Below are 17571 nucleotides of genomic sequence, written 5' to 3'. Positions count from 1 at the left end.
GTCGAGACCGTGTGGCAGCGGTGCGGCGAAACCACGACAGCCACCCGACCCCCGGGGTGCCGGCCCAGTCCAGCCGGCCCGTGCGCGAGCACGGAAGCCCCGGGGGTCGACCCTTTCCGCAGGCCGGTTGGCCGACGCAGCCGGAGGTCACCGTGTCGATGCGCGAGCTGGTGGTGCTCGGGACGGCCAGCCAGGCCCCCACCCGGCAGCGCAACCACAACGGGTACGTGCTGCGCTGGGACGGCGAGGTGATCCTCTTCGACCCGGGCGAGGGCAGCCAGCGGCAGCTCCTGCACACCACGGTCACCGCCACCGACCTGACCCGGATCTGCGTCACCCACTTCCACGGCGACCACTGCCTCGGCCTGCCCGGCACCATCCAGCGGCTCTCCCTCGACCGGGTGCCGCACCCGGTGGCGGTGCACTTCCCGGCCGGCGGCGCGGAATACTTCGCGCGGCTGCGGCACGCCGCCAGCTTCCACGAGACCGCCGAGCTGCGCGTCGAGCCCATCGAGTCCGACGGGCAGCGCATAACGCTGGGCGTCGGCACGCTGGAGGCCCGCCGGCTGCGGCACCCGATCGAGACGTACGGCTACCGGCTCGTCGAGCCGGACGGCTGCCGGATGTTGCCGGAGCGGCTGGCCGCGTACGGCATCGCCGGGCCGGCGGTCGGGGAGCTGATCCGCGTCGGCCACCTCGACGTCGACGGGCGCCGCGTCACCCGCGACGAGGTGAGCGTGCCCCGGCCCGGGCAGCGGTTCGCCTTCGTCATGGACACCGGCCTCTGCGACGGGGTGTACGCCCTCGCCGAGCACGCCGACCTGCTGGTCATCGAGTCGACGTTCCTCGACTCGGAGGCCGCGCTGGCCGCCGAGGTCGGGCACCTCACGGCGGGCCAGGCCGCGCGGGTGGCGGCCGAGTCGGGCGTACGCCGGCTCGTGCTCACCCACTTCTCCCAGCGGTACGCCGACCCGGCCCGCTTCGCCGACGAGGCCCGCGCGCACTTCGACGGCGACCTGGTGATCGCCGAGGACCTGACGACCGTGCAGGTTCCGCCCCGGCGGGTAGCCTCGGCCGGGTGACGGTCACCCTGCGCCCCGCCACCGTCGACGACCTGATGGCGGTGGGCGCGCTGCACCAGCGTTCCCGGGTCGCCGCCTACGCGTCCTTCCTGCCGGCGCGGGCGCTGGCCGACCCGACGCCCGAGGCGATGGGCGCGTACTGGACCGAGCGGTGGACGTGGGAGCGGGACGAGCACCGGATGACGGTGGCCGAGCGCGCCGGCCGGCTGGTCGGCTTCAGCTATCTCGGCCCGGACGACGAGGGCGACCCGGTGACCGGCCTGCTCAACGCCATCCACCTCGAACCCGCCGAACGCGGCCGGGGCACCGGGCGCACCCTGATGGTCGATGCCCTGGACGCCATGCGCGCCCGCGGCTGGTCCCGCGCGGTCCTCTGGGTGCTGCGGGACAACGCGCACGCCCGGCGCTTCTACGAGCGCGGCGGCTGGACCCCCACCGGCACCGAACGCGACGAGCACATCGGCCCGGCGGTCACGTCCCAGCTCCGGTACGCCCGAGGGCTCTGAGCGAGGGTGTGCCTGCCCTCCGGCGCGGGCGCGGCAGGCACGGCGAGGGCCCCTCCCCGGGCGGGGAAGGGCCCTCGTGCGGACGTCGTCCGGGTCAGCGGGCGCCGAGGTGGGCCAGCAGGTCCTGCCGGGTGAGGACGCCCTTCGGCTTGCCGTCGACCAGCACCAGGGCGGCGTCGGACTTCTCCAGGAGGCCGACCGCCTCGCTCACCGGCTGCCCGCCGCCGATCATCGGCAGCGGCTCGGCCATGTGCCGCTCGATGGTGTCGTGCAGGTGCGCCTGGCCGGTGAAGAGCGCGTCGAGCAGGTCCTTCTCGGCGATCGAGCCGGCCACCTCGCCGGTCACCACCGGGGGCTCGGCCTTGAGTACCGGGAGCTGCGAGACGCCGTACTCGCGCATGTAGTCGATCGCGTCGCGGACCGTCTCGGTCGGGTGCACGTGCACCAGCTCGGGCAGGCCGCCCGGCTTGCCGGCGAGCGCGTCGGCGACCGTCGGCTCGGTGCCCGAGTTGTCCAGGAAGCCGTACCGGGCCATCCAGGTGTCGTTGAAGATCTTGGACAGGTAGCCCTTGCCGCTGTCCGGCAGCAGCACCACGACCACGTCGTCCGGGCCGGCCTTGCGGGCCACCTCCAGGGCGGCCACGACGGCCATCCCGCAGGAGCCGCCGACCAGCAGCCCCTCCTCGCGCGCCAACCGCCGGGTCATCTCGAAGGACGCCTTGTCGGAGACCTCGATGATCTCGTCGGCGACACCCCGGTCGTACGTCTCCGGCCAGAAGTCCTCGCCGACACCCTCGACCAGGTACGGCCGGCCGGTGCCGCCGGAGTAGACGGAACCCTCCGGGTCGGCGCCGACGACCTTGACCCGCCCCTCCGACGCCTCCTTCAGGTAGCGCCCGATGCCGGAGATGGTGCCGCCGGTGCCGACGCCCGCCACGAAGTGGGTGAGCTCGCCCCCGGTCTGCTCCCACAGCTCAGGGCCGGTGGTCTCGTAGTGCGAGCGCGGGTTGGCCGGGTTGCTGTACTGGTTGGGCTTCCACGCGCCGGGGATCTCCCGGGCCAGCCGGTCGGAGACGTTGTAGTAGGAGCGCGGGTCCTCCGGCGCGACGGCGGTCGGGCAGACCACCACCTCCGCGCCGTACGCGCGCAGCACGTCCTGCTTGTCCTGGCTGACCTTGTCGGGGCAGACGAAGACGCACCTGTAGCCCCGCAGTTGCGCCACCAGCGCCAGCCCGACGCCGGTGTTTCCGCTGGTCGGCTCGACGATCGTGCCGCCCGGCTGGAGGATGCCCGCCTTCTCCGCGTCCTCCACCATCCGCAGCGCGATCCGGTCCTTCACCGAGCCGCCCGGGTTGAGGTACTCCACCTTCGCCAGCACGGTGGCCTGGATCCCGGCCGTGACGTTGCGCAGCCGTACCAGCGGGGTGTTGCCGATCAGCTCGACGACGTTGTCGTAGTACCGCACCTCGTTGTGCCCTTCTCCTCCGGCGCCGCCGGCGGCGGCCGGGCAGACGTCTTCTCGACGCCCCAGGGTACGTGGGTTCAGGACGCCACGTGTCCGGGGATCACCGAGCTGCGCCGGGCCTCCCACTCCAGGAACCGCTCGGTCTCGGCCAGCACGCTGCCGGCCAGCCAGGTCACCATGACCGCGTCGTCGGCCAGCCCGAAGATCGCCAGCGGGATCTCGGGAAGCAGGTCGACCGGCGAGACGATGTACGCCGTCGCCGCGGTCATCAGGGCCAGCCGCAGGCCGCCGTCGTACTCCCCCCGGGTGGTGGCCCGGATCATCCGCGGCAGCGCGCCAAGCCGTGCCCCGAGCGACGGCCCGCCCCGCGACCCGGCCGCGAGTGCCCGGGCCAGCGCGCTGAACGCCGCCGTGCGCTTCAATGTCTTCCCCATGTTCGGCCCCTCTCCACGTGCCAGGGTGGCGTGCCCGCGCAACCGTCCCCCGGTCACCCGTACAGGTACCCAGGAGCGTCGCCTTCCAGGCACCCGCGAGCCGACACGACGACAGCGGTGTGTCGTGCCGGCGCGATAATGTCGCTGTATGGGGGTCGCTGGTTCCGTCGTCCCGGTTGGTCCGCGCTGGCAGCGCGCCCGGCAGGTCGCCCGCCTCGCGGCGATCGGCACGGGCGCCACCGCCGCGGCCGTGGTGGCGACCGGCGGCGTGCTCCTCGGGCAGGCCCGGCAGGCCCGCCGCACGATCCCGATGGCCGAGGCGCCCCCGCCGCGCTGCGACGGCGTCTACGGCGCGAAGCTGCCCGGCCCGCCGGTCACCGTCGTCGTGCTCGGCGACTCGTCGGCCGCCGGCTACGGCGTGCACCGCCGCCGGGAGACGCCCGGCGCCCTGCTCGCCACCGGGCTGTCCCGCCGCCTGCAACGCCCCGTCCGGCTGCACCGCTTCGCCGTGGTGGGCGCCATCTCGGCGGTGCTGCGGCACCAGGTGGAGGCGGCGCTGGAGTGCCAGCCCGACGTCGCGGTGATCCTGATCGGCGGCAACGACGTGACCAACCGCGCACCGTTCGCCCTGGCGGTGCGCTACCTGGTCGACGCGGTCCGCACGCTGCGCGCGGCCGGCTGCGAGGTGGTCGTCGGCACCTGCCCCGACCTGGGCGCGATCCGGCCGATCCAGCCGCCGCTGCGGTGGCTGGCCCGGCACTGGAGCCGGCAGCTCGCCGCCGCCCAGACGGTGGCCGTGGTCGAGGCCGGCGGCTGGACGGTCTCCCTCGGCGACCTGCTCGGTCCCCGGTTCACGGCGGAGCCGACCCGGATGTTCGCCTGGGACCGTTTCCACCCCTCGGCGGAGGGCTACGCGATGGCCGCCGCCGCCCTGCTGCCGACCGTGCTGTCCGCGCTCGGTGCGGGGCAGGAACGCCGCCCGACCCTCGTCCGGGACGAGGGCGTGCGCTCGCTGCCGCAGGCCGCCCAGGAGGCGGCCCGCCACGCGGGCACCGAGGTCAGCGGCACCCGGGTCAGGGGGCGCGAGCGCGGCCCCGCCGGCCGGTGGGCGCAACTGCGCCGACGGGCCTTCTTCGGTGTCGGCGCGGCGCCGCAGCCCAGCCCCGCCGCCGACTCACCCACACTGGAGGGACTGGCATGAGCGAGCGCTTCATCCCCTCGGGGCTCGCCAATCGACTGGGCCGGGCGGCGACGCTCAGCCTCATCGCCGGCACGGTCGGCGGCGCCGCCGTCCTCGCCGGTCAGGCCTTCGCCGCCCGGCACCGCCGGTACGCCCAGCCGGAGCTGGCGCTCGCCCTGCGCGCCACGGTCGGGCGGGCCGACGCGCCGCCGCTGCGCCTGGTGCTGCTCGGCGACTCGTCCGCCCTCGGCGTCGGGGTCGGCCGCCTCGACGAGACCATCGGCGGGCAGCTGGCCAACCTGCTCGCCGAGGGCCCGAGCGGTCGCCGGGTGCACCTGTCCAGCGTCGGCGTCTCCGGCTCACGCTCGACCGACCTGGCCACCCAGGTGGCCCGGGCGCTGCTCGGCGAGCGCCCCGACGTGGCGGTGATCCTGATCGGGGCGAACGACGCCACCACCCTGCGTCGCCCGGTGGAGGCCGCCGCCTACCTCGGGGCGGCCGTGCACCGGCTCCGCGAGGCCCGGGTGGAGGTGGTCGTCGGCACGTGCCCCGACCTGGGCGCCGTACGCGCCATCGCGCCGCCGCTGCGCAACGTGGTCGGCTGGTCGGGGCGGCGGGTGGCCCGCGCCCAGGCGGCGGCGGTGCTCGACGCCGGCGGCACGGTGGTCGACCTGGCCACCGAGACCGGCGCCGTGTTCCGGGCCGACGCCGGGACGCTGTGCCACGACGGCTACCACCCCTCCGCCGACGGCTACCGGGTCTGGGCACACGCCCTGCTGCCGGCCGTCGCCGCCGCCGCGGCGGTCGCCTCCCGGCAGTGACCCGCCGGCCGTCCCCGCACGGACGCGGTGCCCGCGTGCCGGCGCTGGTCCACCCGCCGTCCCGGCCGGACACGGTGGCCGGCTCCCGGCACTGACCGCCGGCTGTCCCCGCTGTCCCGCCGGGCGTGACATTTCCCGGCCGGCGGGCAGCTTCCGCCCGAAGTTACCGACGGGTTAACGTTGGTTCATGCCGACTGAGTCGTCCCGCGACGCCGTCATCGTCGCCACCGCCCGCTCCCCCATCGGCCGGGCACACAAGGGTTCCCTGCGCGACGTCCGCCCGGACGACCTCGCCGCGACCATCGTGCGGGCCGCCCTGGACAAGGTTCCCCAGCTCGACCCGACCGAGATCGACGACCTCTACCTGGGGTGCGGTCTGCCCGGCGGCGAGCAGGGCTTCAACATGGCCCGGGTGGTCGCCACCCTGATGGGCCTGGACACCCTGCCCGGCGCGACGCTCACCCGCTACTGCGCGTCGTCGCTGCAGACCACCCGGATGGCGATGCACGCGATCCGGGCCGGCGAGGGCGACGTGTTCGTCTCCGCCGGCGTGGAGACCGTCTCCCGGTACGCCCGCGGCAACTCCGACGGGCTGCCGAAGGAGGCGCAGGCGCTGGTCGGCGGCGGCTGGGAGAACCCGCGCTTCGCCGCCGCGGCCGAGCGTTCCAAGGCCCGCGCGCAGGGCGGGGCCCCGGTCTGGACCGATCCGCGCGAGGCCGGCGAGCTGCCGGACATCTACCTGACCATGGGGCAGACCGCCGAGAACCTGGCCCAGGTGTACGACGTGACCCGCGCCGACATGGACGAGTTCGGCGTACGCAGCCAGAACCTCGCCGAGAAGGCCATCGCCGACGGCTTCTGGGCCCGGGAGATCACCCCGGTCACCACGCCGGACGGCACGGTGGTCGGCACCGACGACGGCCCGCGCGCCGGGGTCACCCTGGAGGGCGTCTCCGGGCTGAAGCCGGTGTTCCGTCCGGACGGTCGCATCACCGCCGGCAACTGCTGCCCGCTGAACGACGGCGCCGCCGCCGTGGTGATCATGAGCGCCCAGCGGGCCAGGGACCTCGGCATCACGCCGCTGGCCCGGATCGTCTCCACCGGCGTGACCGCCCTCTCGCCGGAGATCATGGGCCTCGGCCCGGTCGAGGCCACCCGGCAGGCGCTCAAGCGGGCCGGCATGACCATCGACGACGTCGACCTGGTGGAGATCAACGAGGCGTTCGCCGCGCAGGTGATCCCCTCGTACCGCCAGCTCGGCATTCCACTGGAGAAGCTGAACGTCGCCGGTGGCGCGATCGCCGTCGGGCACCCGTTCGGCATGACCGGCGCCCGGATCACCGGCACCCTGCTCAACGCCCTGGACTGGCACGACAAGACGATCGGCCTGGAGACCATGTGCGTGGGCGGCGGCCAGGGCATGGCCATGGTCGTCGAGCGCCTGAGCTGAGCGGACGGCGCCACCACGGGCTGCCCGGCCGGGCGCCGGGGTCGTCCCGAGCGGACCTCGCCGCCCGGCCGGATCCCGTACGCGGTCGTCGGCCATGGTGAATTCCGGCGGGCTGTGGGTCGCCGTCACCCCTGGAGAGGGTCGCGGGTCGCCGTCGCCCTAGAGAACGTCGCGGGTCGCCGTCACCTCGGCGGCGGCCCGCGCCAGCACCTCCGGCGGCGGGGCGGCGGCGACCAGGTCGGCGGCCACCACCCGGAGCTGGTCGGGCAGCGCCAGGTCGTTGTCGAGCCGGGGCACCGTCCGCCGGGGTCCGCCCTCGACGTCGGCGGCCAGGTTGGCGATCTCCTGAACCAGCCGGTGCACGAGATCGGCGCGGGACACGTTGCCACCGGCGGCCGTGGCCGCCCAGCGGGGCTGCTGCCAGTGCCCGACCTGGCGCACCAACAACTCCACCGCCCGCCCCAACTCCACACCACCCACATCCAAAGTCTACGAACCCCCGCCCCGCCTCCCCGCCCCGCCCTGCCCGCCCTGGCCCCGCCCTGGCCCCGCCCCGGCCCCGCCCCGGCCCCGCCCTGCCCCGGCCCCGGCATGCCCTGGCCCGGCCCCGGCCCCGGCCCGCCCTGCCCCGGCCCGCCCCAGCCCGGCCCAGCCCGGCCCGCCCCAGCCCGGCCCAGCCCAGCCCGCGCAGCCCGGTCCAGCCCGGTCCGTCGATCATGGACTTGTGGTGGGCGACTGGGGCGCTTTCGCCCCTTTCGCGGGGCACCACAACTGCATGATCGACGGCGAGAGCTGGGGCAGAGCGGCGGGGAAGGAGGGGTGGCGGGATCGGCGGCGAGGATGGGGCGAGGGCGGGCCCGGAGACGGTTCGCGCGGAGGTCGGGGCGAGCGGGGGTGGGGCGAGCCGGGGGGGGTGGGGCGAGCGGGGGTGGGGCGAGCCGGGGGGTGGGGCGGGCGGGGGTAGACGACGGCGCCCGCCCTCGCGGATGCGGGGGCGGGCGCCGGTCGGTCGCGGGCGACTGTCAGTCGTCGCCTTGGAAGTAGCTCAGCAGGCGCAGGATCTCGATGTAGAGCCAGACCAGGCTGACCAGGATGCCGAAGGCGGCGACCCAGGAGTAGCGCTGGGGCAGCCCCATCCGGACGCCGTCCTCGACCTCCTTGAAGCTGAGCACGAAGCTCAGCGAGGCGACCACGATGCAGACCAGGCTGAACCCGATCGCCAGCGGGCTGCCGTCGCGCAGGCCGGTGTTCACGCCGAAGAGCGCGAACACGAGGTTGATCAGCATGACGGCGAAGAGACCCGCCATCACGGCGATCATGCCCTTGACGAACTTCGGGGTGGCCCGGATGACCTTCGCCTTGTAGAGCATGGCCATCACGAAGAAGACACCGAACGTGGCGGTCACCGCCTGGACCACGATGCCGTCGTAGAGCGAGTTGAAGAACTTGCTGACCATGCCGACGAAGACGCCCTCGACGACGGCGTACGCGACGACCAGCGCCGGGTTCGCCATCCGGGAGAACGAGATGATCAGGCCGAGGACCAGGCCGACCACCGCCGCGCCGATCCAGGCCGCGCCGAGCAGCGCGTCGGGCACCAGCACCCAGGCGGCCGCGGCGGAGATGCCGAGGATGCCGAGGAGCGTGACGGTCTTGACCACCACGTCGTCGATCGACATGGTGTTGACGGTCGGCGGGGCCGCCGGGTAGCCGGCCTCCGTCGGGTACTGCTGTGGATAGCCGGGCTGTCCGTACGGCCCGGTCGGGGCGTACCCGGCGGAGCGCTCCCGCTCGGCCGCCTGGCCGAGCCGGGCGAGCACCGGGTTCGAAGTCTTCACTGTCAGGCCTCCCTCAGGGGGTCGTTGCACGTGAACGTGCACCCCCAAGAGTAAACGCCCAGGACAGTCCCGTGGAGATCGCCAAGCTGAGCGGAAGCTGAGAGTGCGGCGTGCCCGGGGCGGGGGTCGAACCCGCACGCCTTGCGGCAGCCGCTTTTAAGGCGGCCGTGTCTGCCGTTCCACCACCCGGGCGGGTGACACCGCGCGGGTCGACACGCGTGGTGCAGTGTCACGGTAGCGGGTCGGCGGCGACCCGGCGTACCCCGGCGGGCGGGTCGCACTAGGGTCGAGACCGTGAGCAGCGCAGCCCCCACGGCCCCCGACGCCGTCCCTGACCAGGCTGTCCTCGCCGTCGACCGGCCGTCCCGCCGGCTCCGGCCGGCGCGCCTGCTGACCGCCGTCCACCGTCGCCGGGCGGACGTCACCGTCGTGCTGCTCTTCGTGGCGCTGGCCGGCTGGCTCACCCACGGGCTCTGGCCCGACCCGGCGGCCCGGGTCCTGGCGCTCAACCCGGAGGACCAGGCCCTCTACGAGTGGTTCCTCGCCGTCGACTCGCGGGCGCTGCTCGGCGACTTCGACCTGCTCACCGGTCGGCTCAACGCGCCGGACGGGGTCAACCTGATGACCAACACCACGGTCATCGCGCTCGGGGTGCTCCTGGCCCCGGTGACCCTGTCGTTCGGCGCGCCGGTGACCTTCGCCCTGCTGGCCATGGCGAACCTGGCCGGCACCGCGATCGCCTGGTACCTGCTCTTCACCCGGGTCCTGCGCGCCCGCCGGCTCGCCGCCGCGCTCGGGGCGGCGCTCTGCGGGTTCGGCCCGGGGATGGTCTCGCAGTCCAACAGCCACCTGCACATGACCGCGCAGTGGCTGGTTCCGGTGATCGTCTGGCTGGTGGTCCGCATGCTGCGGGCCGCCGACCCGGCGGGCACCGCCGACGGGCCGGACCGCCGGCGGGTGGTCAGCTCGGCCGTCGGCCTGGCGGCGGCGGTCACCGCGCAGGTCTTCGTCGGCGAGGAGGTGCTCTTCCTCTGCGCGGTCACGCTGCTGGTGATGGCGGTCACCTACGCGGTGGCGGACCGGAACCTGGCCCGCCGCGCCCTGCCCGGCTTCGCCGCCGGGATGATGCTCGCCGCCGGGCTGGCCCTGGTCGTACTGGCCTGGCCGCTGTGGTTCCAGTTCGCCGGCCCGCAGGGCGTCTCGGACGGCATGTTCAGCCCGCACTACTTCTCGGCGGACCTGCGCAGCTGGTGGACCGTCTCGCCGCTGTCGATCGCGGGCGGCGACGGGGCTGCCCGGCTGACCACCGGGCCGGCCGAGTACAACACCTTCCTCGGGCTGCCCCTGCTGCTGGTCGCCGCCGCCTGCGCGCTCTGGCTGGGCCGCCGCCGGCTGGTCGTCGCGTGCGTGGTCGGCACACTCGTGACGGGGGCGCTGTCGCTCGGCCCCCGGGTGGTCGTCGACGGCGAACGCACCGCCGTCCCGGGCCCGTACGCCCTGCTCTCGGGCCTGCCCGTGGTGGACGGTGCGCTACCGATGCGGTTCGCCCTCGCGGTGCTCCCGCTGGTCGCCACGCTGCTGGTGCTGGCGGTCGACCGGGCGCTGCGCGGCACCGGCCTGGCCCGCCGCCTGGTGCCGGCGGCGGTCGGCGTGGCGCTGCTGCCGCTGCTGCCGACCCCGCTGCCCACCGCCGAGCGCCCGCCGCTGCCCGAGTTCGTGACCGGCGGGCACTGGCGCCAGTGCGTCGAGCCGGGCGGGGTGCTGGTGCCGGTGCCGCTCGCCACGCCCAAGCAACCGTGGCCGATGCGCTGGGCGACCGCCGCCGACGCGGCGTTCGGCATGCCGGAGGGCTTCTTCATCGGCCCGTACGGTCGCGGCGGCACGGCGGCGATGGGCACCTACGCGCAGCCCACGTCGGCCCTGCTGGCCGAGGTCGGCAGGCGCGGCGGCCAACCCGTCATCGGGGACGAACAGCGCCGGCAGGCCGCGGAGGACGCGGAGTTCTGGGGCGCCTCCTGCGTGGCGCTGGCCGACGGCACCCCGCACGCCGACAGCCTTCGCGGCACGCTGGAGCAGCTCTACGGCCCCGCCACCCGGATCGCCGACGCCTGGACCTGGCGCGTCTGACCCGCACCCGCTGAACGCGCGAAAAGCCCCCTCCGCCGCAGGCGGAGAGGGCTTCGCGTGCTCCGTCAGGCGCGGCCGGCGCCGACCGGCTGGGACGCCTCGGCGAACTCCTCGCGCGGATCGTGCAGCTGGCCGAGGGCGACCACCTCGCGCTTGAGGAAGAACGCCAGCGACCAGTCGACCACGACCCGGACCTTGCGGTTCAACGACGGGATCCGGCTCATGTGGTACGTCCGGTGCATGAACCACGCCGGCCAGCCGGTCATCTTGATCCCGTACACCTGGGCCACGCCCTTGTGCAGGCCGAGGCTGGCGACGCTGCCGGCGTGCTTGTGCTTGTACTCCACCGGCTCCCGGCCACGGACGACGTTGACGATGTTGTCGGCCATCCGGGCGGCCTGACGGACCGCGTGCTGGGCGCTCGGCGAGCAGTAGTTGCCCGGCTCCTTGGTCAGGTCCGGTACGGCCGCGCAGTCACCGGCGCTCCAGGCACCGTCGACCACCCGGTCGCCGTCGACCACCTGGAGGGTCGGCAGGCAGGTGACCCGCCGCCGCTCGTCGCGGGGGAAGTCCGTCGCGTCCAGCATCGGCGACGGCTTCACGCCGGCCGTCCAGACGATGGTGTCGGAGCGGAAGCTGTCGCCGTCGGAGAGCTTCACCACCCCGTCGAGGCAGGACTCCAGGCGGGTGTCCAGCCGGATGTCCATGTTCCGCTTGAGCAGCTGCTGCACCGTGTAGGCGCCCATGTCCCGGTCGACCTCGGGCAGCACCCGCTGGGTCGCCTCGACCAGCACCCAGCGCATGTCCTCGGGCTTGAGCTCCGGGTAGTACTTCAGGGCGTCCCGGGCCATGTCCTCCATCTCGGCGAGCGCCTCGATGCCGGCGTACCCGCCGCCGACGAAGGTGAAGGTCAGCGCCGACCGGCGGACGGCCGGGTCCGGCGTGGCGGCGGCCACGTCGAGCCGGTCCAGCACGTGGTTGCGCAGGTAGATGGCCTCGCCGATGGTCTTGAAGCCGATGCCCTGCTCGTGCAGGCCGGGGATCGGCAGCGTCCGGGAGACCGAACCCGGGGCGACGACCACGTGGTCGTACGGGATCTCCCGGGTGGGGCCGCTGATGGGCTGCACCACGGCGGTCTTGCGGTGGTGGTCGATCCGGGTCACCGCGCCCGCCACCACCTTGCACCGCCGCAACTCCCGCCGCAGCGGCACCACGGAGTGCCGGGGCGAGATGTTGCCGGCCGCCGCCTCCGGCAGGAACGGCTGGTAGGTCATGTGGGGCTGAGGGTCCACCACGACGACCTCGGCCTCACGGGAACTGAGCTTCTTCGACAGGCGCAGGGCCGCGTAGAGACCGACGTGCCCGGCACCCACCACAAGGATCCGCTTCGGGTTCACGTCATCTATCTTTCCCCGCGCGGCCCGGCTAATCCCGCTCGCGCCCCTTCTCTGTGACGGAGCACAACCCCTGTGACCTGCATGACTACCCCGAAAAAGGGCTGTCACCTGCGGCGCAGCAGCCACCCCAGCAACGCCGCCACCGCCACCGCCACGAGCAGACCGACCACCGTCGCCGCCTGGTGTCCAGCGTCACCACCGAGCCTGCCGACCTCGACCAGCAGGACGCCGAGGACGAAGGTGGCCAGCAGCACCGCACCGGCCCGGGCCAGCCACCGCACGATCAGGTTCGGGTCGACCACCGCGTCGTACGGCAGCACGGCGGCCAGCGCGCAGAGGGTGTGGGTGAGGTAGAGCACCGCCGCCACGGCGAGCAGCCGCCAGAGGGCGATCGGCCGGCCGTACCCGTCGGTGGCCATCAGCCAGCCGCCGACCGTGACCAGCGCCGCGAAGGTCGGCCAGAGCCGGCGCGGCCCGACCGCCGGCAGGACCGCCACCGCCACGAGGGCGAGCAGCGGCCGCCCGAGCAGCACCTGCGACGGGTACGCGAGCAGCAGGCCGACCAGCACGGTGAGGAAGATGCCAGCGCGCACCAGCAGCGGCGTCAGGCTGATCCGGGCGGCGGCGTACCGCAACGCCCTGGCCCGTTCGGTGACCGCGCTCACCGGGCCACCCTCGGGGCGGTCGCCAGGCGGGCCACGTCCCGCAGCACCTCGTCGAGGCTGCCCGCGCCGGCCCACCGCACCACCGGCACGCCGTGCTCCCGCAGCTGCCCGATCATGGTGTCCCGGTCCAGCCGCCACAGCCGGTACGCCACCTCGGCCCAGCCCCGGTCCTTCGGCGGGGTGAGGTCCGCCGGCAGGGTGTCCACCGCGACCACGAACCGCCCGGAGCGGGCCAGCCGGGCCAGCATCTGCGCCGACCGCTCGTCGAGCAGCGGGGTGAGGACCACCACCAGCGCGTCCGCCGACAGCAACTGCGGCCCGAACACCTGGTCGTACGGCTCGTGCGGGGAGTGCTCCGCCCGCACCTCCAGCAGCCACTCCAGGACGGTCAGGTACTGCCGGCGGCCGGTGGCCGGGCGCAGCCGGCGGGCGGCCGGGCCGTACTCGAGCATCGACACCCGGTCGCCCCGGTGCAGGTAGTGCTCGGCGATCGCGGCGGCGGCCCGGACGGTGGTGTCCAGTACGGAGGCGGCCCCGGACACGCCGCCCGAGCGGCCCGCCTCGGCGAGCACGTCGAGCAGCAGCACCACCTCGGCGTCGCGGTCGGAGAGGGTGGCCGCCACGTGCAGTTGCCGGGCGCGCAGCGAGACCCGCCAGTCGATCCGGCGCAGCCGGTCGCCCGGGGCGAAGACCCGCACGCCGGCCAGTTCGCCGCCCTCGCCGGGCCGGCGCGAGTGGTGCGCGCCGACCAGGCCGGCGGCGCGGGGCATCGCCTCCACCGCGTCGAACGGCTCGGTCCTCGGGTAGACCCGCAACCGGGACGGCTCGGCGATCACGGCGCGGGAGACCAGCAGTCCCTGCGCGGCGGCTGCCCGGGCACCCGCCGGGCCGATGGGGTGCCGACCCCAGCGCAGCGCCGTGCCGGTCAGCTCCAGGTCCACGGCCGCCGCCGTCGGGACGGCGGTCACGAACGGCCGGTCGGCGACGGACGGAGCGACGGCCGAAGCCGCCCCGGACGCGGTGGTCGCCCCGGCGATCGTCACCCGCTGCACCCGCAGCCACGGCGAGACCCGGCTGCGGACCACCGCCACGTCGTAGTCGAGCAGGTCCGGGTTGCCGACGGTGACCGTGCCGGTCAGCTCGCCGCCCTCGACCAGGTGCCCCTCGTCGGTGGAGATCCAGACCTGCGGCAGGGCGATCGGCCGGCGGCGCAGCGCGTACGCGGTGCCCAGCGCGAACGGGGCGGCCAGCACGACCAGGTCCACCCGGCCGAGCAGCACCCCCGCGATCAGCAGCAGCCCGGTGAGGAGCACCGCCCGGCCGAGCGCCCACGTGGGCACCCAGCCGGTCGCGGGCTCCGGCTCCTGCGGCGGCGACTCGCGGGGCGACACGGCGGGCGCGACCATCAGTGCCCGGCGGCGTAGCTGGGCAGCGCGCCGCTGGCGGGGGCCGGGGTCGCCTCCAGCACCTCGCCGACCACGAAGGACGGATCGACGCGGCGCAGCCACATCTCGGGGCGCAACGTGATCCGGTGTGCCAGGGCGGGCGCCGCGACCTCCTTGACGTCCTCCGGGACGACGTAGTCGCGCCCGGCCATGACAGCCCGTACGCGGGACAGCAGCAGCAGCGCCAGCGAGCCGCGCGGCGAGGCGCCCACCAGCACCGACGGGTGTTCCCGGGTGGCGGCGGTCAGCGCGACGATGTAGCGGCCGACGGAGTCCTCCACGACCACGTCCTCCAGCGCGGCCTGCATGGCGCGCAGGGTCGCCGCGTCGACCACCGGCTTGATGTCCGCCTCCTCGCGGCGGCGGGACATCCGCCGGCGCAGCACCTCCCACTCCTCCTCGGCTTCGGGGTAGCCGAAGGAGACCCGGAGCAGGAACCGGTCGAGCTGCGCCTCCGGCAGCGGGTACGTGCCCTCGTACTCGATGGGGTTGGCGGTGGCCAGCACGTGGAACGGCTCGTCCAGCTTGTACGTCACGCCCTCCACCGAGACCTGCTTCTCCTGCATCGCCTCCAGCAGGGCCGACTGGGTCTTCGGCGGGGTCCGGTTGATCTCGTCGGCGAGGAGCAGGTTGGTGAAGACCGGCCCGGCCCGGAACGAGAAGTCGCCGCTGCGCTGGTCGTACAGGAACGAACCGGTCACGTCGGCGGGCAGCAGGTCGGGGGTGAACTGGAGCCGGCGGAAGTCCAGCCCGAGCGCCTGGGCGAAGGACCGCGCGGTCAGCGTCTTGCCGAGGCCCGGCAGGTCCTCCAGCAGCACGTGGCCGCCGGCCAGGATGCCAGCGAGCACCAGTTCCAGCGCGTCCCGCTTGCCGACGACGACCTGACCGACCGCCTCCAGCACCGACCGGGCGAGGGGGCCGACCTCGGCGGCGGGCATGCTGCGGTCCACGTCGTTCATCACAGTCTCTCCAGTTCGGCGACGATCGCCGCGAGGTTGCGCGGCGACGGGGTGCGGCGAGGCGGGGTCTCCAGGAACTTCCACAGCTGGTCACCCAGCAGCACCCGGGCCCGGGCCGGATCCGACTCGCGGGTCACGCCGTGCCGCTGGCTCAGCCGCTCGTCGGCCAACTCCCCCAGCCGGGGCAGGATCACGGTGGTGAAGCGTTCGGGCCGGGTGGCCGACCAGTCCAGCGGCAGTTCCCAGCCGTTGATCGCGGTGCGCAGCGCGTCCCTGGCGCCCCAGTTCCAGGTGCCGTCGTCGTCGGAGACGGGGGCCCGACCGCCGCCGCGGGGCGGGGGCGGGGGCGTGAGGGCGGCGACGACGCGACGCACCACGAACAGCGCGACCACCCCGGCCACGAGGATCGGCAGCGAGACCCGCAGGCCCACCAGGCGCAGGCCGGCGACCAGCACGATCACGACGGCCGCGACACCGGCCAGGGGACGGAGCACCCGACCGACCCGCCCGCCCCGCCGGGGCTCGGCGCGTGCCGGTCGCTCGTCCTCGACGCTCAGCAGGTCGTCGATGCTGGTGCTGCTCACGGCGTCACCTCGCCACGTCGGGCGGGCGCCGGCCGCGCCCCGGCCACGCCGGTGGGTGCCCCGGTCACGCCGGCACCTCCGTGTCGTCGGCGACCACGACGGTCAACTCGCCGCGCAGCCGGCGCAGCGCCGCCCGGGCCTGGTCGCGGGTGCGCTCGTCGACCTCACGGGTGGCGTAGCGGGCCTCGCGGTAGACGTGGGCGAACTCGGCCAGCACGTCGGCGCTGGCGATGGCCGGGATGCCCACCGACGGGTCGCCCCGCAGCAGCCGGGTGACCAGGTCGGTGGGGGTGTCGCCGGCCAGCCGGGGCACGCCGGCCCCGGCGGCGGCCTGCTCCAGGCGCACCCAGCAGGCGATCACCGCCGTACGCGGATCGGTGTCGCGGTCGTCCAACTCCTCCAGGCCGGCGTCGAGGGCGGCGGCCACCTCGCGGGCGGTGCCCTCGGGTGTCCGCCGGGACCGCTGCGTTGGCAGCGCCCGGGTGGTGCGGCGTATCGCGCCCCGGACCAACGTCCAGGTGAGATAGCCGAAGACGACGAGGATCGCCAGCCCGAGCAGTACGATGGCGACGGTGGCGATCCACTGCGGGATCGACGCCTGGGTGGCCTGGCCGGCGTCCCTTGGTTCGACGGGGATCGACTCGGCCGGCTCGGCGCTCGGATATTCCGGCACGTACGGGATGCTGTCGGCGGCGGGCGGGATCCGACTGGCGCCGATCGACGAGTGGGCGGACGAGAACGCGGCGACGGCCAGCAGGAGCACCACCGCCGCGACCGGCCACCACCTGCGCAGGGCGCTGAATTCCATCGAGGGCTACCTCCGGGTCGCCGGGGCGTGTCCCACGACTCGACGCGTTCCGTCCGTCATCGCCACCGCCCCCACGCCTCAGTCCGCCCCGGCCAGTTGCTTCGCCCGGGCGAACACATCGTCCAGCATCCCTGGTGTCAGCCGCCCGGTGAAGGTGTTCTGCTGGCTGACGTGGTAGCAGCCGAGCAGCGCCGGTGCGCCCGTGCCGGACCAGTGTGCCCCATGGCCGAACGCCGGTCGCGGGCTGGGCGGGCGCAGACCGTACACCTGGCGCAGCACCGGCCACCACGAGGCCCAGGCGAACGCTCCCAGCGCGACCACGACGCGCAGGGTGGGCCGGATCAGCGCCACCTCGCGGTGCAGCCACGGCGCGCACGTGTCCCGTTCCTCTGGGGTGGGCTTGTTGTCCGGCGGGGCGCAGCGCACGGCGGAAAAGATCCGCAGGTCGCGCAGGGTCAGCCCGTCGTCGGCGGCGACGCTGGTCGGCTGGTTGGCCAGCCCGGCCCGGTGCAACGCGGCGAACAGGACGTCGCCGGACCGGTCGCCGGTGAAGATGCGGCCCGTGCGGTTGCCGCCGTGCGCGGCGGGCGCCAGGCCGAGGATGGCGATGCGCGCGTCGGGGACGCCGAAGCCGGGCACCGGCCGGCCCCAGTACTCCTGGTCCCGGAAGGCCGCCCGGCGGACGCGGGCCACCTCCTCGCGCCACCGCACCAGCCGCGGGCAGGCGAAGCAGTCGCTGACGGCGGCGTCGAGGTCGGCCAGGTCGGTCGCCCGCGCGGCGCGGGCGACCACCTCGTCGGGCGTACGGGG

At 74.7% G+C, this 17571-nt stretch carries 16 protein-coding genes, 1 tRNA gene and 1 pseudogene; 6 read left to right on the top strand and 12 right to left on the bottom strand.

Annotated elements, in window-relative coordinates; translation table 11 throughout:
- Positions 1 to 152: 152 nt before the first annotated feature.
- Positions 153 to 1082 (top strand): ribonuclease Z, encoded by a 930-nt coding sequence (locus tag OG989_RS11845; protein ID WP_151454230.1) that lies wholly within the window; start codon positions 153 to 155, stop codon positions 1080 to 1082.
- Positions 1079 to 1588 carry a GNAT family N-acetyltransferase gene (locus OG989_RS11840; RefSeq protein ID WP_151454231.1) on the top strand — a complete coding sequence of 170 codons (510 nt, stop codon included), beginning with the start codon at positions 1079 to 1081 and terminating at the stop codon, positions 1586 to 1588. The genes OG989_RS11845 and OG989_RS11840 overlap by 4 nt, the downstream gene beginning before the upstream one ends.
- Positions 1589 to 1682: 94 nt before the next feature.
- On the opposite strand, the gene OG989_RS11835 is transcribed toward OG989_RS11840, so the two are convergent.
- Entirely contained in the window at positions 1683 to 3053 is a 1371-nt protein-coding gene (locus OG989_RS11835; protein WP_132233468.1) for a cystathionine beta-synthase, read from the bottom strand.
- A gap of 77 nt (positions 3054 to 3130) precedes the next feature.
- Positions 3131 to 3487, bottom strand: coding sequence for a YkvA family protein (locus OG989_RS11830; protein WP_101414212.1), 357 nt, complete (start codon positions 3485 to 3487; stop codon positions 3131 to 3133).
- Between the two features lie 148 nt (positions 3488 to 3635).
- On the opposite strand from OG989_RS11830, the pseudogene OG989_RS11825 reads away from it, so the two are divergent.
- The 3 genes and pseudogenes from OG989_RS11825 to OG989_RS11815 form a co-directional block, all read left to right on the top strand.
- Positions 3636 to 4696: pseudogene (locus OG989_RS11825) on the top strand (SGNH/GDSL hydrolase family protein); the annotation flags it as partial.
- Positions 4685 to 5488, top strand: a complete 804-nt coding sequence (locus OG989_RS11820) for an SGNH/GDSL hydrolase family protein (RefSeq protein WP_132233462.1) — start codon at positions 4685 to 4687, stop codon at positions 5486 to 5488. The pseudogene OG989_RS11825 and the gene OG989_RS11820, both read left to right, overlap by 12 nt.
- Positions 5489 to 5675: 187 nt before the next feature.
- Positions 5676 to 6938 (top strand): acetyl-CoA C-acetyltransferase, encoded by a 1263-nt coding sequence (locus OG989_RS11815; protein ID WP_132233460.1) that lies wholly within the window; start codon positions 5676 to 5678, stop codon positions 6936 to 6938.
- A 159-nt stretch (positions 6939 to 7097) separates the two neighbouring features.
- Here OG989_RS11815 and OG989_RS11810 read toward each other — a convergent pair whose 3' ends face one another.
- The 3 genes from OG989_RS11810 to OG989_RS11800 all read right to left on the bottom strand — a co-directional run bounded on the left by OG989_RS11810 (position 7098) and on the right by OG989_RS11800 (position 8968).
- Positions 7098 to 7418 (bottom strand): hypothetical protein, encoded by a 321-nt coding sequence (locus OG989_RS11810; RefSeq protein WP_442791927.1) that lies wholly within the window; start codon positions 7416 to 7418, stop codon positions 7098 to 7100.
- Positions 7419 to 7960: 542 nt separating this feature from the next.
- Positions 7961 to 8776, bottom strand: coding sequence for a Bax inhibitor-1/YccA family protein (locus OG989_RS11805; protein ID WP_132233456.1), 816 nt, complete (start codon positions 8774 to 8776; stop codon positions 7961 to 7963).
- 111 nt (positions 8777 to 8887) lie between these two features.
- Positions 8888 to 8968, bottom strand: a tRNA-Leu gene (locus tag OG989_RS11800).
- 102 nt (positions 8969 to 9070) lie between these two features.
- Here OG989_RS11800 and OG989_RS11795 point away from each other — a divergent pair.
- Positions 9071 to 10903 (top strand): hypothetical protein, encoded by a 1833-nt coding sequence (locus OG989_RS11795; RefSeq protein ID WP_327030511.1) that lies wholly within the window; start codon positions 9071 to 9073, stop codon positions 10901 to 10903.
- A gap of 65 nt (positions 10904 to 10968) precedes the next feature.
- Here the strand turns inward: OG989_RS11795 and OG989_RS11790 are convergent, their stop codons facing one another.
- The 7 genes from OG989_RS11790 to OG989_RS11760 form a co-directional block, all read right to left on the bottom strand.
- Positions 10969 to 12300 (bottom strand): NAD(P)/FAD-dependent oxidoreductase, encoded by a 1332-nt coding sequence (locus OG989_RS11790; protein WP_151457019.1) that lies wholly within the window; start codon positions 12298 to 12300, stop codon positions 10969 to 10971.
- 104 nt (positions 12301 to 12404) lie between these two features.
- Positions 12405 to 12965 carry a hypothetical protein gene (locus tag OG989_RS11785; protein WP_151457018.1) on the bottom strand — a complete coding sequence of 187 codons (561 nt, stop codon included), beginning with the start codon at positions 12963 to 12965 and terminating at the stop codon, positions 12405 to 12407.
- Complete coding sequence (locus OG989_RS11780; protein ID WP_442791926.1) at positions 12962 to 14371, bottom strand: DUF58 domain-containing protein; 1410 nt, start codon at positions 14369 to 14371, stop codon at positions 12962 to 12964. The genes OG989_RS11785 and OG989_RS11780 overlap by 4 nt, the downstream gene beginning before the upstream one ends.
- Entirely contained in the window at positions 14371 to 15369 is a 999-nt protein-coding gene (locus OG989_RS11775; protein ID WP_151457016.1) for an AAA family ATPase, read from the bottom strand. The genes OG989_RS11780 and OG989_RS11775 overlap by 1 nt, the downstream gene beginning before the upstream one ends.
- The gene (locus tag OG989_RS11770; protein ID WP_327030510.1) at positions 15369 to 15953 is read right to left on the bottom strand and encodes a hypothetical protein; all 585 of its coding nucleotides are present in this window, start codon (positions 15951 to 15953) and stop codon (positions 15369 to 15371) included. The genes OG989_RS11775 and OG989_RS11770 overlap by 1 nt, the downstream gene beginning before the upstream one ends.
- Before the next feature lie 64 nt (positions 15954 to 16017).
- A complete protein-coding gene (locus OG989_RS11765) occupies positions 16018 to 16761 on the bottom strand; it encodes a DUF4129 domain-containing protein (protein ID WP_151457707.1) in 744 nt (247 codons plus the stop codon).
- Positions 16762 to 16839: 78 nt separating this feature from the next.
- Positions 16840 to 17553 (bottom strand): uracil-DNA glycosylase, encoded by a 714-nt coding sequence (locus OG989_RS11760; protein WP_327031149.1) that lies wholly within the window; start codon positions 17551 to 17553, stop codon positions 16840 to 16842.
- Positions 17554 to 17571: the final 18 nt, after the last annotated feature.

The sequence above is a fragment of the Micromonospora sp. NBC_01740 genome, from assembly GCF_035920365.1.
In the GTDB taxonomy this organism is placed as follows: Bacteria; Actinomycetota; Actinomycetes; order Mycobacteriales; family Micromonosporaceae; genus Micromonospora; species Micromonospora reichwaldensis.
This window is presented reverse-complemented; position numbering and strand designations above follow the sequence as displayed.